This window comes from Paraburkholderia sp. USG1 (assembly GCF_031570135.1).
Classification (GTDB): Bacteria; Pseudomonadota; Gammaproteobacteria; order Burkholderiales; family Burkholderiaceae; genus Paraburkholderia; species Paraburkholderia dioscoreae.
In genome coordinates this window covers 67,111-83,062 of sequence record NZ_JAMWXW010000001.1, presented here as the reverse complement: position 1 = coordinate 83,062, position 15,952 = coordinate 67,111, and the positions used below count along the sequence as shown (strand labels likewise).

General features: G+C 61.3%; 13 protein-coding genes and 8 riboswitches. Of the genes, 9 read left to right on the top strand and 4 right to left on the bottom strand.

Annotated elements, in window-relative coordinates; genetic code table 11:
* Window positions 1–8 precede the first annotated feature (8 nt).
* The 4 genes from nuoB to NE850_RS00365 all read left to right on the top strand — a co-directional run bounded on the left by nuoB (window position 9) and on the right by NE850_RS00365 (window position 4,709).
* Window positions 9–821, top strand: coding sequence for an NADH-quinone oxidoreductase subunit NuoB (nuoB, locus tag NE850_RS00380; RefSeq protein WP_310698207.1), 813 nt, complete (start codon window positions 9–11; stop codon window positions 819–821).
* Window positions 811–2,805: a proton-conducting transporter membrane subunit gene (locus tag NE850_RS00375; RefSeq protein WP_310698206.1), complete on the top strand. Its 1,995-nt coding sequence runs from the start codon at window positions 811–813 to the stop codon at window positions 2,803–2,805. Before nuoB ends, NE850_RS00375 begins: the two co-directional genes overlap by 11 nt.
* Before the next feature lie 254 nt (window positions 2,806–3,059).
* A complete protein-coding gene (locus NE850_RS00370; RefSeq protein ID WP_310698205.1) occupies window positions 3,060–3,476 on the top strand; it encodes a hypothetical protein in 417 nt (138 codons plus the stop codon).
* A gap of 39 nt (window positions 3,477–3,515) precedes the next feature.
* Window positions 3,516–4,709 (top strand): MFS transporter, encoded by a 1,194-nt coding sequence (locus NE850_RS00365; protein ID WP_310698204.1) that lies wholly within the window; start codon window positions 3,516–3,518, stop codon window positions 4,707–4,709.
* Between the two features lie 58 nt (window positions 4,710–4,767).
* Here the strand turns inward: NE850_RS00365 and NE850_RS00360 are convergent, their stop codons facing one another.
* Entirely contained in the window at window positions 4,768–5,874 is a 1,107-nt protein-coding gene (locus NE850_RS00360; RefSeq protein WP_310698203.1) for a hypothetical protein, read from the bottom strand.
* Window positions 5,875–6,103: 229 nt separating this feature from the next.
* A riboswitch (Fluoride riboswitch) is annotated at window positions 6,104–6,173 on the bottom strand.
* A 121-nt stretch (window positions 6,174–6,294) separates the two neighbouring features.
* A riboswitch (Fluoride riboswitch) is annotated at window positions 6,295–6,362 on the top strand.
* Between the two features lie 194 nt (window positions 6,363–6,556).
* Here NE850_RS00360 and NE850_RS00355 point away from each other — a divergent pair.
* The 3 genes from NE850_RS00355 to NE850_RS00345 all read left to right on the top strand — a co-directional run bounded on the left by NE850_RS00355 (window position 6,557) and on the right by NE850_RS00345 (window position 9,454).
* Window positions 6,557–6,979: an amino acid-binding protein gene (locus NE850_RS00355; protein WP_310698202.1), complete on the top strand. Its 423-nt coding sequence runs from the start codon at window positions 6,557–6,559 to the stop codon at window positions 6,977–6,979.
* Between the two features lie 41 nt (window positions 6,980–7,020).
* Window positions 7,021–8,694 carry a dynamin family protein gene (locus NE850_RS00350; RefSeq protein WP_310698201.1) on the top strand — a complete coding sequence of 558 codons (1,674 nt, stop codon included), beginning with the start codon at window positions 7,021–7,023 and terminating at the stop codon, window positions 8,692–8,694.
* A gap of 75 nt (window positions 8,695–8,769) precedes the next feature.
* A riboswitch (Fluoride riboswitch) is annotated at window positions 8,770–8,832 on the top strand.
* 277 nt (window positions 8,833–9,109) lie between these two features.
* A complete protein-coding gene (locus NE850_RS00345; protein ID WP_310698200.1) occupies window positions 9,110–9,454 on the top strand; it encodes a hypothetical protein in 345 nt (114 codons plus the stop codon).
* 22 nt (window positions 9,455–9,476) lie between these two features.
* On the opposite strand, the gene cfa is transcribed toward NE850_RS00345, so the two are convergent.
* The 3 genes from cfa to crcB all read right to left on the bottom strand — a co-directional run bounded on the left by cfa (window position 9,477) and on the right by crcB (window position 13,460).
* Entirely contained in the window at window positions 9,477–10,670 is a 1,194-nt protein-coding gene (gene cfa / locus NE850_RS00340; RefSeq protein ID WP_310698199.1) for a cyclopropane fatty acyl phospholipid synthase, read from the bottom strand.
* A gap of 336 nt (window positions 10,671–11,006) precedes the next feature.
* Window positions 11,007–11,073: riboswitch (Fluoride riboswitch) on the bottom strand.
* A 70-nt stretch (window positions 11,074–11,143) separates the two neighbouring features.
* On the bottom strand, window positions 11,144–12,760 hold the full coding sequence (ctaD, locus tag NE850_RS00335) for a cytochrome c oxidase subunit I (RefSeq protein WP_405044781.1): 1,617 nt from the start codon (window positions 12,758–12,760) through the stop codon (window positions 11,144–11,146).
* Window positions 12,761–12,936: 176 nt separating this feature from the next.
* A riboswitch (Fluoride riboswitch) is annotated at window positions 12,937–13,001 on the bottom strand.
* 66 nt (window positions 13,002–13,067) lie between these two features.
* Window positions 13,068–13,460, bottom strand: a complete 393-nt coding sequence (gene crcB, locus NE850_RS00330) for a fluoride efflux transporter CrcB (protein WP_310698398.1) — start codon at window positions 13,458–13,460, stop codon at window positions 13,068–13,070.
* 60 nt (window positions 13,461–13,520) lie between these two features.
* Window positions 13,521–13,583, bottom strand: a riboswitch (Fluoride riboswitch).
* A 270-nt stretch (window positions 13,584–13,853) separates the two neighbouring features.
* Window positions 13,854–13,918: riboswitch (Fluoride riboswitch) on the top strand.
* A gap of 299 nt (window positions 13,919–14,217) precedes the next feature.
* Here crcB and NE850_RS00325 point away from each other — a divergent pair.
* Window positions 14,218–14,511 carry a hypothetical protein gene (locus NE850_RS00325; protein WP_310698198.1) on the top strand — a complete coding sequence of 98 codons (294 nt, stop codon included), beginning with the start codon at window positions 14,218–14,220 and terminating at the stop codon, window positions 14,509–14,511.
* A gap of 59 nt (window positions 14,512–14,570) precedes the next feature.
* Window positions 14,571–14,632: riboswitch (Fluoride riboswitch) on the top strand.
* Between the two features lie 172 nt (window positions 14,633–14,804).
* Window positions 14,805–15,950, top strand: coding sequence for a cell division protein ZapE (gene zapE / locus NE850_RS00320; protein ID WP_310698197.1), 1,146 nt, complete (start codon window positions 14,805–14,807; stop codon window positions 15,948–15,950).
* Window positions 15,951–15,952: the final 2 nt, after the last annotated feature.

Below are 15,952 nucleotides of genomic sequence, written 5' to 3'. Positions count from 1 at the left end.
TACAGACCATGTCGCTATGGACCTGGTTCGGACTGAAAGAAGGTAGTGCAAGCACGGCCTGGCCGTTAAAAGGCAGCGAGGATGGCCAGCAGGACGTGCTCGGCATGCCCCGCTACGAGCCGGCAAAGTGTGAACCTGGATGCGACGCGTGTGCCCGCGCATGCATCACGCACGCCATCGCATTCTCTTCCACCGACGGGGATGTCGTCGCGAAGCCCGAAGTGGACTGGGGCCGTTGCATCGTCTGCCAGCGCTGCACCGAGGTGTGCCCGACCGGGGCCTTCACCGCATCGGACGACTGGGCGCTCGGGGTGCATGAGCGTGCAGACCTGAAGTGGGACAGGCAGATGAGCGAGCGTACCGTGCGCGAAGTGTCGGAGCGCACCCGCCGACCGTTCAGGCGCAGCCTGCACGTACGGCACGTGGATGCTGGCTCGTGCAATGGCTGCGAGTCCGAACTCCAGGCGTTGAACAATCCGTATTACAACCTGCATCGCCTCGGGATCTTCTTCACGCCGTCGCCGCGTTTTGCCGACGTCCTGCTTGTGACGGGACCGGTGACGAAGGCCATGCATGCACCGCTGCTCGAGACCTGGGAGGCGATGCCGGTGCCGCGCTGGGTGATTGCGACCGGCACCTGTGCGGTCTCGGGCGGCATCACTGGCGGTAACTACGCCAGTGGCACTGGACTCGACGGCGTATTGCCGGTCGACATTTATCTGCCCGGTTGTCCGCCGAACCCGGCTGCCCTGATACACGCATTGCTGATGATCGTTGGGCGCAGTCGACAACAGATGCGCGGAGGCCTGATTGAGCGCTAACCTGCTGTTCGGACTTTCTGCCGCCCTGTGGGTGCTGGCGGCGCTTTTCTCCCCCTGGCGTGCTGCGCATGGAGCGGCTCGCGTGGGGCTTGGTGCCGGTTGTGCACTTGGCATCGTGGCGTGCCTGGTCGCACTGCCAGTTGGCACTGCGCAGGTGTCGTTGCACGTCGCACTTGCTTCTGAGCCGGTTTCGTTCGCAGTTGAACCGTCGGGGTTGTGGCTGTTCGGTTTCGGTCTCGTTCCGGCGATGTTTGCCTGCTGGCTGGGTTCGCCGCTCGCCGGGCGCTCCGGGCGCTGGTACGCAGGCGCAGCCTTCAGCCTGCTCGGCGCACTCGGCGTGGTGAGTCTGCAGGACGGCATTTCGCTACTGGTGGCCTGGGAAACCATGAGCCTCGGTGGCGCGTTGATGCTGGCCGGCGAGTACGCGCAGACGGAGGAGGGCAGACCGGTTCTGTTGATGCTCTCGCTTCTTGAGGTGGGCGCGATCGCACTCGTCTTCGCGGTCATCCTTCTTGCACATTCGGCGGGAGGGATCGCCTTCAGCGATTTTGTCGGGCATGCGGCAATGTCAGGCGACCTCGTGTCATGGTTCGCGGGTCTTGCGTTGCTGATCGGCTTCGGCGCGAAGCTCGGCCTCGTGCCGTTCTATGAGTGGTTTCCTCGTGCGTATTGCAGCGGTAGCGGTGCGACAGGCGCGATCTTTTCCGGTGTTGTGCTCAACGCCGGATATTTCGCATTGAGTCGGGGCTGGAACAGCTGGCTCGACGTGTCGCAGCATGCACAGACAGCATTCGGCCTCGGTGTAATCGCCATTGCGCTCGGCGTCGTCAGCGCCATTCTTGCCGTGTTCTTCGCATTCCAGCAGGACGACTGGCGTGCGTTGCTCAGCTACTCCTCAGCAGAAAACGCCTCGATTGCGGTGGTGATGCTGGGCGCGACGCAGCTTTTCCGCGCAGACCAGCTTGGTGATCTGGCGGGCCTTGCATGGACGGTCGCGCTGCTTCATCTGGCTGGACATGCACTGGCGAAAGGCGCGTTGTTCCTTACGGCGGACGGTGTTTTCCGCGCGTGCGGCGCATACGATATCGTGCCGCGCGGCTGGCTGAGGCGCAGTGGCTTCCTGCTGGGACTCGGCGCCGTGTTCGCAGTAATGAGCCTTGCGTCGGTGCCGCCGCAGGCCGGCTTCGTCAGTGAGTGGTACGTGTTCCAGTCTGTGTTTCAGGGCTTTCACCTTTCATCCTTCATTGGCCGGCTGGTTCTCGTGCTGGCGGGTGCCGGACTTGCGCTGGCGGCGGCGGTTGCGCTTGCGACGTTCGTCAAGCTGTTCGGTCTGGGCCTGCTCGGGTTCGCCGATGTCGATGCTATGCCAACTGTGCCGCGTGGCAATGCCATCGCTGTGGGAGTCCTCGGGCTATGCGTACTCGCCGTTGCCGTCGGGGCGCCGCTATGGCTGAACGCGCTGGCGGATGGTGCGCAGACGCTGTTTAGCGCAAACAGCCCGCATGCGATGGTCGCCGGATGGCTGCTCGTTCCGCTCACGGACAAGTTTGCGTTTATTTCGCCATCGAAGCTGATCATCGTGATGCCACTGCTGGCCCTTCTCCCCATCGCATTGCTATGGCTGACGAAGCGGCGCGCGGTTCGTCGGGCACCGGTATGGTTTGGTGGGATGACGACGAATGGACAGGATGCGACGACCACGCCGTTGACGTTTTCCAACGCGATGAGAACGTTTTACAGCTTTGTGTATCAGCCGACGATCGATACGAAGCGGGAGCACGAGCAACGGGAATACTTCATCAAGCGGCTAGTGTTCTCTACGGCGGTGACCGATCTGTTTCAACGGCATCTGTTCGATCCCGCTGTGCGGGTCGCGAACCTGTGGGCGGAAAAACTGCGCGCGCTGCAGTCCGGCAACCTGAATTTCTACCTGGCGCTTATCGGTGGACTGCTGGTGGCCATTCTCTGTCTCACGTTCGCGTAGAAGCGGCGTTTCCCGTGTGGCGCCATCGTACAACTCTCGCGGGCCAAGCACCAATCCGGGTCATTCGTGGGAATCGGCTTGCTGGTCGAGGTTCATTGCGCGCGCTGGGCAGACACCGAAACGGCGTGTCTCCGTTGCTGCAACGGTCGCTCTCGCGACGGGCGATGTCTGCACGTTGCCGACTGGAATGTCGTGTGGCTGTAGAGCTTTCCACAGCTGACCAGGCTGGGACAAGAAAACATGGAAGATCTGAAATGCAACGAAAAATCCGGAAAACCGCTGGCGGTCACCCGCTGGCCCTCTTGCGACGCACAGACGTCATGACCTGGGACCCGGCAAGGGAACGCCTGAAGGGGCGACTGATGCTCGCGGGTTATGCCCTGATTGCCAATGAGATTTTGGCGTGGGCATTGTCCTTCATGCTGGGCAGCGTCTATCCGGGACTGCCCCGATGGTGGCTGCTGGTCTTCGGTGCCGTGATGATCCCCTTCGCGATGGAGTGGATAGAGGGCGACGCGGAGAAGGCCTATAAACGGGCTGCCTCGCAACGGTTTCTCGGCTTCGAAGGGGTTCCGCCACGCGTCATCTCGATCGCTAATGACTGCCCTAGCCGGTGGCTCGTGCTGTTGCATATCCAGATGCATCCGGAACTGCGCTGGCGGGAAGACTAGCGTAGCCTGCGAACGCCGGCCTGAACCAGGAGAGCGGTCATGCAGATGGGTACCGCCACGGTTGCTGCGCGTCGCGCAATGCATTTCGTGCTGCTGGTGGGCGTCCTCAGCTTTTTTGCGGACTTCACCTACGAGAGCGCACGCAGCGTGCTGGGGCCGTGGCTCGCAACGATGGGTGCGACGGCCACGGTCATCGGGATAGTCACGGGGTTCGGCGAGCTGCTGGGATACGGCTTGCGTGTGATCTCGGGGCGTCTGGCAGACGCGACACGTCATTTCTGGCCGATCACGATAGTTGGCTATGTGGTGCAGATGAGCGCTGTTCCGTTGCTGGCCCTGACACACACCTGGCAGAGCGCGGCGTTTCTCGTCATCCTTGAGCGGGTTGGCAAGGCAATCCGCAATCCACCCCGCGATGTGATGCTGGCGAGTGCAGCAAAACGCATCGGCGGCTACGGCTGGGCATTTGGAATTCACGAAGCCTTCGACCAGTTCGGCGCGATGGTCGGGCCATTGGTCATTGCCGGAATCATGCTGGTGCGCAGCGACTATCGGTTTGCTTTTGCGATCCTCGCCCTTCCGGCCGTGGTCAATCTGTCCTTTGTTGTCCTTGCGCGGGTATCATTTCCGCGTCCGCAGGATCTGGAGGAGGCTCAGCCGGAGGTGGCCGGCGTCGAGCGCTATCCGGTAACGTACTGGGTCTACCTCGCCGGAGCGGGGCTCGTGGCGGCCGGATTTGCAGACTATCCGCTTATCGCCTACCACTGGACGGTTCGTCACATCTTGACGCGGGACCAGGTGCCGCTTCTTTATGCGGTCGCCATGGCTGTCAGTGGCGGTGCATCGCTGATGTTCGGGCGGCTGTTCGACCGGCTCGGCTTTCCGGTGTTGATCGGACTGACGGTGATCTGTACCGCGTTTGCTCCTCTGGTGTTTCTCGGCGGTAGTATCGAGATGTCAGTGCTCGGCGCTGCGCTGTGGGGGATGGGTATGGGCGTGCATGAGTCCATCATTCCTGCGGCGGTCGCTCCGATGATTGGCCGTTCGAAGCGGGCGTCGGCATTCGGCATGTTCACGGCTGTCTATGGCGTGTGCTGGTTCCTGGGAAGCTCGCTGATCGGCTGGATATACGACCATTCCGTAAATGCAACCGTACTGTTCTGCATAGTGGCACAGGTCCTTGGGCTTCCCGCGTTCCTGTGGGTCAGCTGGCGTCGTCGCGCCGCGCCATAGCATGGTTGCCCGCGCCTGGCGATTCAATGTCCCCGCACGGGGGGCGTGATGCAAGCCGTTAGCTGGCCATCGGTTCCTTTCGGGGATCGGTACGAAGCGTTCCGCACAGTGCGCGGCTCAACCGCTGCTCGATCTTTGGGTTCGATGCGTAGATGAGCGCTTCCGCAAAGTGTTTCAGGCATACGCCATCGGTCAGGGCCGCAACGGCATCGTCGTTTCCAGCGCGGGCTGCCTTGCGAATGAGAGAGGCAACGGCCCGTCGGCCGGCAATCTCCTGTGCGTCGCAGCCGGGGCATGGTTCTCGTAACGCCGTCCCGGCAGCCATCGTGCCTTTTTCCGCCGCCGAATCGAACCATCGCGTCCGGCTGCGCCTGCGGCGCTTCGGAGCCTCGCCGTCGGCGGGTGCAGGCGCAGGCGTTGTCCTGCCGGGCAGGGCGACCTCCAGATAGCGATTGAGCGCCGCGCGGCGCAGCGCAGGGTCGGGCAGCGCAAGACATTGCAGCAGGTGCCCGGTACAGGTTGGCAAGGTGATCCAGCCGGGCTGTTCCAGACGGACGTTCTCGGCCGCGGCTTCAAGCCATTGCCGTCCAGAGGCTGCAATCGCTTGGCACACGGGGCACTGACTGGCCACTGGAGGCCTGTCTTCCCCGCCGAGCGGATACAGTACCGTTCGAACGGAGAAACTGCCGCCTCTTGCTTCTGGTTCTGCTGTGAGCGTGGCCAGCGCCGCTTTTGCCTTTATGCGTAGCTGTCGCATCAGCCGTCCTCGCAGGGGGGGCTCGGTACGCTGCACCAGCATCTGGGTGTGTACGAAGCAAAGATCAGGGAGCGTTGCGCGCTTCGCGTGCCCGGCAGCGCGTAAGACACGCGCGATCGCCCGACCTTCCGCCCGATGCAGGTAGCCGCATGCGGGGCAGCGACTGCGAGCCCCGAAAAGGATGTCCTGGATCAGTTCGTCCTGCAGGTCGGATCGATCAAGCAGCGACGCGAGGTGACGGCCTGCGTCGTCGACGGCTGTCTGCATCGCGCGTGCTTTCGCCGTGCCGGACGATGTCGCGAGCGCCGTGTGCCTGGCGCAGAAACCCATGCTTGTTGCTATCGTCTGCGCAAGCGTCTGCCGTGAGCGGCTGTCGCGCAGCAGCTTGCCGAAATACCGGTCGTCCACGCCGGCGAGCTGCTCGCATATGACACACCCGCATCCAGGGTAGGCGTTGCCGCTTTCGTGCACGGTTGGGGCGGGAACGGGCACCGAGCCAGACGGTAAAGCGCCAGCGTCCGGCGCGCGGGACGGGACAGGGTGAGGACGAAAGTCTTGCGTCGTGGGCATCGCGGTCACGTCGGGGCGGGTTACGCGACCTGGAGGTGGCTGAGTATGTCTGCCTACGTCCCTTCCAGGGTCCGTAGGCATCATCAGCCCGTCGGGGAACGGGCGGTTCGTCGGAGGATGCCATCTCCAGTCCTGAGTTTAGCGCACTGCTGCGGCTTGCCACAATGCAGACGACCCGACGGTGTGGCGTAGCCAGGGCACGACGCGGGGTCGTTCCGGACACGTTGCGGTGCCGTGAGTGCGGCGATAGAATCGATGAACACTGGTGGAGATGGCATTCTCCCTGACCGCCCGTTTCCCGACGGGCTGATGATGCCTGCTGGCCTGGACGAAGGCGGCACTGGCACGACCACCAGTTCCTTTCGGCCAGATTGTGTCTGTCACATGCGGCCCGATCTGCGGTATCCCACTCAAGCCGGGGCCTGACGGCCAGATCGGTGGCGCGGCGCCATCATGCTGCGGTAGGGCCTTCATGGTCCGGCTGCTGCGATGGTTGCCAACGCTCAGTGAGGCAACACGAATGGAACTTGACGCACAGCACATCGAGGTATGGGAGGCGAACATTGTTGACCAGCCCGGCGGGCTCGCGCACGTGCTGGATGCACTTGAGGATGCCGGCATTGGCATTGAGTTCTTCCTCGCGCTGCGCGGCGCGCCGGACTCAGGGCGGGGTCGCGTGTTGCTCACGCCGTTCCGCGGCGAGCATGAGGTCGCGGTGGCCGCACATACCGGGTTCCATGTACCGGAGGACATCCACATGGTGAAAATCTCCGGGCGGAACCGGGCTGGGCTTGTGGCTGGCTTGCCAGGCATGATCGCACGGCTGGGCATCAACCTGCGTGGATTCACGGCATCGATAGTCGGCCAGGCGTTCGTTGCCTATATCGCGACTGATTCCGAAAGTGACGCGGACCGCGTCGTGCACGCGATGCGCCAGCTCTGATGGTGGGTATCGGGCAGAGGGAAAGGAACGGAGGACGGCCGATGAATCTGCGTGACTACGAGAACGCGAAGTTCGAGCTCGCCGGTATTTTGCGTGTACTCGCCGAGGCTGCAAAAGACAAGGGCGACTCGCTCACCGGGCAGATCCGGGAGCTTTTTGTGCGGCTCGCGGAAGACCGCTTCAACCTTGCGGTGATTGGCCGGTTCGGGCGTGGAAAGAGTTCGCTGATGAACGCGGTTATCGGCATCGACCGGCTGCCCACCGGTATCCTGCCGCTGACCTCGGTTATCACCACGGTGGTATACGGCAGTACCGAGAAGGCGATCATCCATTACGAAGGGCGTCATCTCGCAACTGAGGTCGAACTGGATCAATTGCCCGAGTTCATTACACAGCAGGCGAATCCCGGCAATGTACGGCATGTCCGGACAGCGGAAGTGCAGCTTCCTGCGGAGATCCTGAGGCGGGGATTTCACTTCATCGATACACCCGGTCTCGGCTCCGCGATTGCGGAGAATACGCGCACTACTGAATCCTTCCTGCCGGAGGCGGATGCGATGCTGGTGGTGACGAGCTATGACAGTCCACTCTCGGAAGAAGAGTTCGCCGTCCTGCGTCTTGCCGCTAGATACGACCGGCACGTGTTCATGGTGCTTAACAAGCACGATACCGTGACGGAGCCCCAGCGCAGGGAAGGACTGGAGTATGTGAACGACCAGTTGAGGCGCGTTCTCGGACCGCGCGCATCGGAAGCCTTTTCCGTCTCCGCGCGGGACGGTCTGGCAGCGAAGCTGGCGGGGGATGCCGATGTGCTTGCTGCAAGCGGAATAGTCGCGCTTGAGGAAGCGTTGGTCCGCTTTCTTGTCGAAGAAAAACAGCAGGCGTTCCTGTCCAGCTTTTGCGAGCGGCTGCTCGATGTAACGCATCTGGATGCAACCGACAGTACCTTTGCCGATGTGGCACTGCAGATCCATGATTTTCAGCGGCAACTCAAACCGGATAATGAACTCGTGCCTTTGGATCACGGGCGCCGGTCCATACAGGCGGTCGACGTCGGTTCGTTGCATGAACTGGAGCCGTGTGAGATCTGCCAGCGGATCCAGTCGGTCAGTTTCGACTTTCTATGCCGCTACCAGTACGAACTGAGTGTCAGCCAGGCGTCGCAGGACCGTCACGCGCACGCGAAGGGACTCTGCGTGAGCCATACGCGGCAGCTTGCGGCGCTCGCGGCACCGCGTGGCGTTGCTGTGGGTTATCCGGCCCTGCTCGATGCCCTGTCTGCAACGCTGGCCAAAGCGGCGAACGCCGCTTCCGTAGGCGTACATGATGTACTCGTCCGCGGCGATGTACTGCCCGCGCCGGGTGAGTGCGCGCTGTGCCGGTTATGCGTCGAGACCCTGAAGGAGGCAGTCGTGGCAATCGCGGCACGCCTGCAGCACGAGGACGCCCGAGGCATGGAATCCCTGTCTGGTATCTGCATGCTGCATCTGCCCGAGCTCGTGGCGGCGCTCGACGACACGGACGTCGTTGAACGTCTTCTCGGCCGCGAATCTTCCATACTGTCTCGTCTGGCAGACGATCTGAGGCGGTATGCGACCAAGCATGACGCGATACGCAGGCAACTGGCAAGCGCGGAAGAAACAGAGGCAGCCGACCGCACACTCCAGATGATTGCCGGTCTTGTCAACGTGCATGTTCCGGATGCCAGTGGCTAGGTGGCAACCCGGCTGTAGGCGCCGCGTCCACGCTCGTGCTGTGCGATTCGCACGGGCGGCGTGAGCCGGAACGAGGAAGTACCCGGAGATGGCATTCTCCGACAACCGCCCTTCAGGGCTGATGATGCCTGCAGGTCTGGCAACCAGGGTTGCGGGCGACGCACCGTTGATGTGCGATACGGGTTCTACGGTACCGTGCGCATGCCTGATTGCCGGCGCGACAAACCAGGCGGCAGCATGTACGTCCCGCAGAAAGGAAACGCCGGGGCCAGCATCCAGCCGCGTTGAGTGGGTAGCTGATCATCATGCTGGAAGGCAATCGGATTGAATCGGGCGGGACGAGCGAATTCCTGCAGGACGGGGCGGGCAGTCCCATGGTGCGGCGGCCAATTCATGGTGCCGGGGGCTGCATTCGATGAAACCCGCCGACCGGATGCGCCTGACGGGCCGGTTTACGGTGGTGGGTGTGGCGCTAGCCGTTACGGAGATCGAGGCCTTCATCATATCGGCGATTCTCCATGCGATTTCCTATCCTGTCTCCCCCGTTCTCTTTGGAGCCTTCGGTGCGGTTACAACGATTCTGGTGGGAGGATGGGTGCGACTTGACGCCGAGCAGGCGTTCAAGTGGGCGGATCGGCATGGGTTTCTCGTCCGGGATGAGGATACGTCCCGCGTGACCGCGGTGCGCCAGAACTGTCCGAAGCCCTGGCTTGTGGCACTTCACCTGCAACTGCATCCTGAGTTGATGGGACTCGCGTGATCAGGCGAGTCCCGGACATGCGTTACTCTCTGGGTTTGAATTGCAGGCTGTCACCTGCCGGGGGGCGATGATAGCCACCGGGGATACCGCTCTTCGAGAAGACCCATTGCCACAGTTGCGTTTCTCGAGCGCGAAAGAGTCCGGCGCACGATAGCAGGTAATATCGCCACATCCGATGGAAGCGTTCTCCGAGCTGTGACTGGAAGCGCGGCCAGGCGGCTTCGAAGTTCTCGTGCCAGGCCATCAGCGTCCGGTCGTAGTTTGCGCCGAAGTTGTGAATGTCCTCAGTGACGAAGAGGCCACCGGACGCATCGGCGATCTGGCCGAGTGCTGGAAGCTCGCCGTTGGGAAAGATATAACGATCGATCCACGGATCGGGTGACGTATTGCGCCGGTTTTTTCCGATCGTATGCAGCAGGAAAAGTCCGTCATCGACCAGGCACCGATGCGCGACCTCCATGAAGGCCCGATAGTTACGGGCGCCCACATGCTCGAACATTCCGACGCTCGCTATGCGGTCAAAGGGTTCGTTGACGCTCCGATAGTCCTGCAGCCGGAACTCGAGTGGAAATCCCCGGTAGCGTTGCGCGGCCCACTGAGCCTGTTCCTTCGAGATCGTGACACCGACGCAGCTTACGCCGTAGTATTCGGCGGCAAATCCCATCAGGCTTCCCCAGCCACAGCCGATGTCGAGCAGCCGCATCCCGGGGCGCAATTGCAGCTTGCGGCAAATGAGATCGAGTTTGTCTTCCTGGGCGCTGTCGAGCGTCTGTGCACCACCGGACCAGAAGGCGCAGGTATAGGTCATGCGACGATCGAGCATCGCTGCATAAAGATCATTCCCGATATCGTAATGTTGCTGCCCGACCTGCCAGGACCGGCGCGCAGTCTGGCGATTGGTTATTTTTGCGCGTAACGCGTGCAGTACGAGACGTGCGGGACGGACCTGCTCGTCCAGCCTTGCGCGCAGAATTCTGTCGAAGAACTGATCGATGTGGTCGCATTCCCACCGGCCATCCATGTACGCCTCGCCGAGTGCGAGGCTGCCGCGTGCAAGAATGTCCCCGGGGACATCGTCGTCGTTCAGGCGGATATCCCATGCACGGACTCCTTCCAGCTTGACGTCGGCGCGTGCGAGGAGTTCTCCAACGAACCTGTGGGCTGAGCTCGCGGCGCGTCCGTCACGGTTATTTTCCTGCTGGACTGACACAGACATTCGTCTTCTCCATTGTTTCGGTGCGGTTCATCGTGGCGCGGCCGTTGATCGTTGTGCGCCGGCGATCGGCGCACAACGAGTCAGTAACGCGGGGCGGTAAAGCTCGCGCCGGTTGACGGATTCGTGCCGAGGCTGGATTTGCGTCGAGCCGAAAAACACCGGGAGCGGAGTAGGGGGAACGTCGGGTCGGCCGGATGTGTTGTCCCGGCGCTGCTGCGATTGGGCAGACGTTGTTGGGGGTGACGTATTGCATGCTTTTCCAGGAAATGCATTGAAGTAGCGTTAATCCTGGACGGCAGGGGACCGGCGGGTGGCCTCCAACCTCCTGCTTCCAGGAAATCGGTAGGCATCGTCAGCCGGAATGTCGGCGGTTGTATGGAGGAATGCCATCTCCAGCGCGGCTATTTTAGGCAGAACGTGTCAGCGCTGCAACGAGCAGGTATGTCTGTGGTACCCGAGCGCTGAAGCCGGCGTCAGGGCCGCTGCGCGACACCACCGTCGATAACGGGTGGTTCTTCAAACGTATGGAACGGCGCCGGGCTGGGCACCGTCCATTCTAGGCCGGTCGCGCCGTCCCATGGCTTTGCGGGCGCTTTCTGCAATCCGCGTGCGCCGCGATAAACGGGCAGCGCGACGGCGAGGAGAAAATAGACCTGCGAGAGTCCAAAACCGAATGCGCCGATCGTGGCAACCTGGTTCCAGTTCGTGAACTGCGCCGGATAGTCGGCGTAGCGTCGGGGCATGCCAGCGAGTCCGAGAAAGTGCATTGGGAAGAATGCAATGTTGAAGAAAATAATCGACCCCCAGAAGTGGATCTTGCCGCGTGTCTCGCTATACATCCAGCCCGTCCATTTGGGCGCCCAGTAATACCAGCCGGAAAAGAGGCCGAACAACGAACCGGCCACGAGCACGTAGTGAAAATGTGCGACGACGTAATAGGTGCCGTGCAACTGGATATCAATGGGCGCCATGGCCAGGATCAGTCCGGTAAAGCCGCCAATCGTGAATACGAAGAGGAAGCCGAGCGCAAACAGCATGGGCGCCTCGAAGCTGAGGGAACCTCTCCACATCGTCGCGACCCAGTTGAATACCTTGACGCCCGTCGGCACGGCGATCAACATCGTCGAGTACATGAAGAACAGCTGTCCCATGACGTTCATACCAGTCACGAACATGTGGTGAGCCCAGACGAGAAAAGAGAGGATGGCGATCGATGCCGTGGCGTACACCATCGAGGCATATCCGAATAGCGGCTTGCGTGAAAATGCTGGAATGACCTGCGAGACAATACCGAATGCCGGCAGGATCATGATGTAGACCTCGGGGTGCCCGAAGAACCAGAAGATATGCTGGTACATGATTGGATCGCCGCCGCCCGCTGCGTTGAAGAACGACGTGCCGAAATGCCGGTCGAACAGCAACATCGTGATTGCTCCGGCCAGTACCGGCATCACGGCGATCAGCAGGAAGGCAGTGATGAGCCAGGTCCAGCAGAACATCGGCATCTGCATCAACGACATACCCGGTGCCCGCAGGTTGAGAATGGTCACGATGATGTTGATCGCGCCCATGATCGAAGACGCGCCCATGATGTGCACCGCGAAGATGGTGAGATCCATTCCCGGTCCCATCTGTTCTGAGAGCGGCGCATACATCGTCCATCCCGCAGCCTGGCCGCCTCCAGGGGCAAAGAACGAACCCAGCAGCAGTACGCCGGCTGCGGGTAACAGCCAGAAACTGAAATTGTTCATGCGGGCGAACGCCATATCTGACGCTCCGACCTGCAGCGGAATCATCCAGTTAGCGAACCCGACGAACGCTGGCATGATCGCGCCAAAGATCATGACAAGACCATGTTCGGATGTCAGCTGGTTGAAGAACTCCGGGCGCATCAACTGCAGTCCGGGCTCAAACAGTTCTGCGCGTATGAGCAGGGCGAATACGCCGCCGACCAGGAACATCGTGAAGGAAAAGATCAGGTAGAGCGTTCCGATGTCCTTGTGATTGGTGGCGAGCAGCCATCGGCGCCAGCCATGCGGAATCGGGTGTCCTGCAGCCTCGTGGGTACCGTGGATGTCGATCGAGCTCATACTTTCTCCTGGACGAGAAGGTAGATGCTGGACGGAAGGCGTCGATCGACGAGCGGTCGCGTGGCCCGGCTTCAAGGCCGGCCGGGCCGGACAAACGCTCGGGAGATGTTCAGTTTCGCGCGCCGGATCCGTCAAAAAATCCGGGCGGAAGGCCAATATCCTGCGACCCCGTCCGGGGGATCGTAGGCATCATCAGCCGTGACAGGCGGTTGTAAGGAGGTATGCCATCTCCCCACTGCCCCAACAGTCTAGGAACTCCTGCAGGGGATGGCAATCTACGCAATGTAGGGATTGCCCCTGACGCGCCTCATGCGATGGCCGCTCTCGAGAGCAGGCTGACCGTCGCAAAGCCGAGAATGGTCATGATCAGCGAGCCGGAAAGATGGATCACGATCTCTCCCGCAGCCCAGCCATACCGGCCCTGCTGAAGGTCGCCGACGACTTCCGCGGAAAAGGTGGAGAACGTGGAAAGCCCCCCCATCAGCCCGGTCGTGACGAACAGCCGCCATTCGGGCGGAATCTGTGGCATGCGGACAAAACATGCAATCGCGACACCGATGATGTAGCCGGCGATGACGTTGGCGGCAAGTGTGCCGAGTGGAAGGTCAGGAAAGAGCCCGTTAAGGCGGAGGCCCAGGAACCAGCGAAAGAGCGATCCAATTGCGCCGCCGATCGCGACAGCGAGAACCGATTGATACATGTCTAATACCCTGTTCGATTTAACATCGACAAACGCCACATGTGCGGGCGCTTGTCTGGCGGGTTTGTAGGCATCATCGGCTCACGGCGAGCGGTTAGGGAGAATGCCATCTCCAGCGGGAAATTCTATCATCAGTCGTAGCAACGTCAAGCGGACCCGACTGCAATGCGCCAGGACGCGCGGAGCCAGGATAGCAGTGGCGGACGCGGTGGTGTGCTCACCAGGAGCCGGGCATTGCAGTTGCTGGGAAGGGAACGCGGAACGGCACAGGCAGACAACCGGGATGGCATTGCCAGTCCCGCCACATGACGAATATTCACGGATTCCGCAAGCGCCGAAAGTGTCGCCCGATGGCTCGAACCATGCTTGCAGGTCTGCATATGCAGCGGTATGCTTGTGAGTGGAGATGGCATTCTCCTAAACCGCCGGGCGCGCCGGCTGATGATGCCTGCTGTTTCGCGGATGCGAATACTTTTCCCAACCAGCAAACAACAGGTGAATCATGGTTGCATTTCCCACATTCCCACTGTCCAGTCTCCGGCGTCGGGCAGCACGTCTATTCCTTCCCTTACAACCGCGAATCGTATTGCGGCCGTGGCCGTCTGTGGTCATGGTGCCCGTCCGGCTCGAGAGCCAGACGACGCTCCAGCGCAGCCGGCGGCAGGCAGCGTACCGTGAATAACCGGTACGGCCGCAGTCGACACCCCGGTTAATCGGCGGCCCGCTCCAGGGCCGCACTCAGGAAAGGATTTTAAAAATGCAGATCGCACTCAGTGATGATGCGGTGTGCGCAGTTCGCCCGGGACACGGAGGAACTGCGGCGCCCGCATTCGGGCCGGCTTCGCCCGTCGGCGACCTTGCCGGACTGGAAGCCTCGTTGCGCAAGCTTGGTCATCTCACCGTTTTTGCCTTTGCGTCCGGAGAATTCATGCTGATCGGCCGGAACGGGGAGCGTGTGCGCGATTATTCGCTCGTCTCGGCGCTGCAGAAGATGTTGCAGTGGCAGGGATTCGAGGCGATATCTCCAGAAGACATGAACTGCGCGACCTGAAACGCCGGTAAGAAGTTGGCACTGCAGAATAAGTTGGTACCACCGGATGGCGTATGCAACCGGCACACGGAGATGGCATCCTCCGCAACCGCCCGACCGGGCTGATGATGCCTACAGGTTCCGGAAGTAAACATGGGGCCGCCTGAGCGTGTGGTGGCCAGTCCCATGTTTTGTACGGACAGGGCACCAGGGCCTCGCGCGTTGACTGTTGCTGGGTAGCGGGCTACCTGCATGTTTTCGAAGTGGCCGGGGTTGCGGGCAATGGTACACAATACGTTGGATCGTCGCTGGTTATGGATGTAATCGAGAATTTCAGAAGAATCACGAGGGCGCGAGGTCTCGAGCCCGATCACTCCCAACTTGAGGCGCTCGGTCGCCTGCAGCGTTGCTACGAAGGATGGCAGGCGTATGAGGTGCACCGTAATCCGGTGACCCGTTTCCTTGTGCATCCGGCGCCGCCTAAAGGGCTTTATCTCTGGGGCGGAGTGGGACGCGGCAAGACGCTGTTGATGGATTGCTTCTACGCCGTCGTTCCGGCAAAAAAGAAGTGTCGCCTGCATTTTCACGAGTTCATGCATGACGTGCACCGATCTTTGGAGGAACTGCGAGGACAGGTTGACCCGCTCGATGCGCTCGCGCGCCAGCTATCGTCGGCGCAGGAACTTATCTGCCTGGACGAATTCCATGTGTCGGATATCGCTGACGCTATGGTTCTGTCGCGTTTGCTGCCGGTGCTTTTCGACAGTCATGTCGCGCTCGTTGCAACATCAAACTTCCATCCGGACCAGCTGTATCCGGACGGGCTGAACAGGGAAAGGTTTCTTCCGGCGATAGATCTGTTGAAAAGCAGACTCGATATCGTGAATGTCGATGGCGGCACGGACTATCGAGAGCGTTCGATGGCCCGGGTTCGGACCTACGTTTTCCCGGCGAATGCCGATGCGGAAGCAGAACTCGGCGAGTCGTTTGCGAGACTCGCCGCTGCTACCGAGCAAACGCCGGTGCTGCAAATCGAGCAGCGCGAGCTGCGGGCGCGCAAGCGGGGGGACGGTGTTGTGTGGTTTGACTTCGCGACACTGTGTGGTGGTCCGCGCTCGCAGAACGATTACCTGGCTCTTGCTGCACGGTTCCACACCGTCATTCTTTCCGGCGTCCCCCAGATGACGCCGGACCAGGAATCTGCGGCCAGACGATTTACCTGGCTCGTGGATATCCTGTACGACCACCATATCAAGCTGATCATGTCGGCGGATGTTCCGCCCGAGAAACTGTACGTGCAGGGACCGCTTGCAGCGGAGTTCGAGCGGACCGTTTCGCGCATAGACGAAATGCGCAGTGTTTCATATCTGCGCCGCGCGAAGCGTCTGGTATCTGCGGGGCCAACGGCTGGAATACCCGGCGTGGATCGTGAGCATAGCCATCACGAGAGACAGGCCTGATG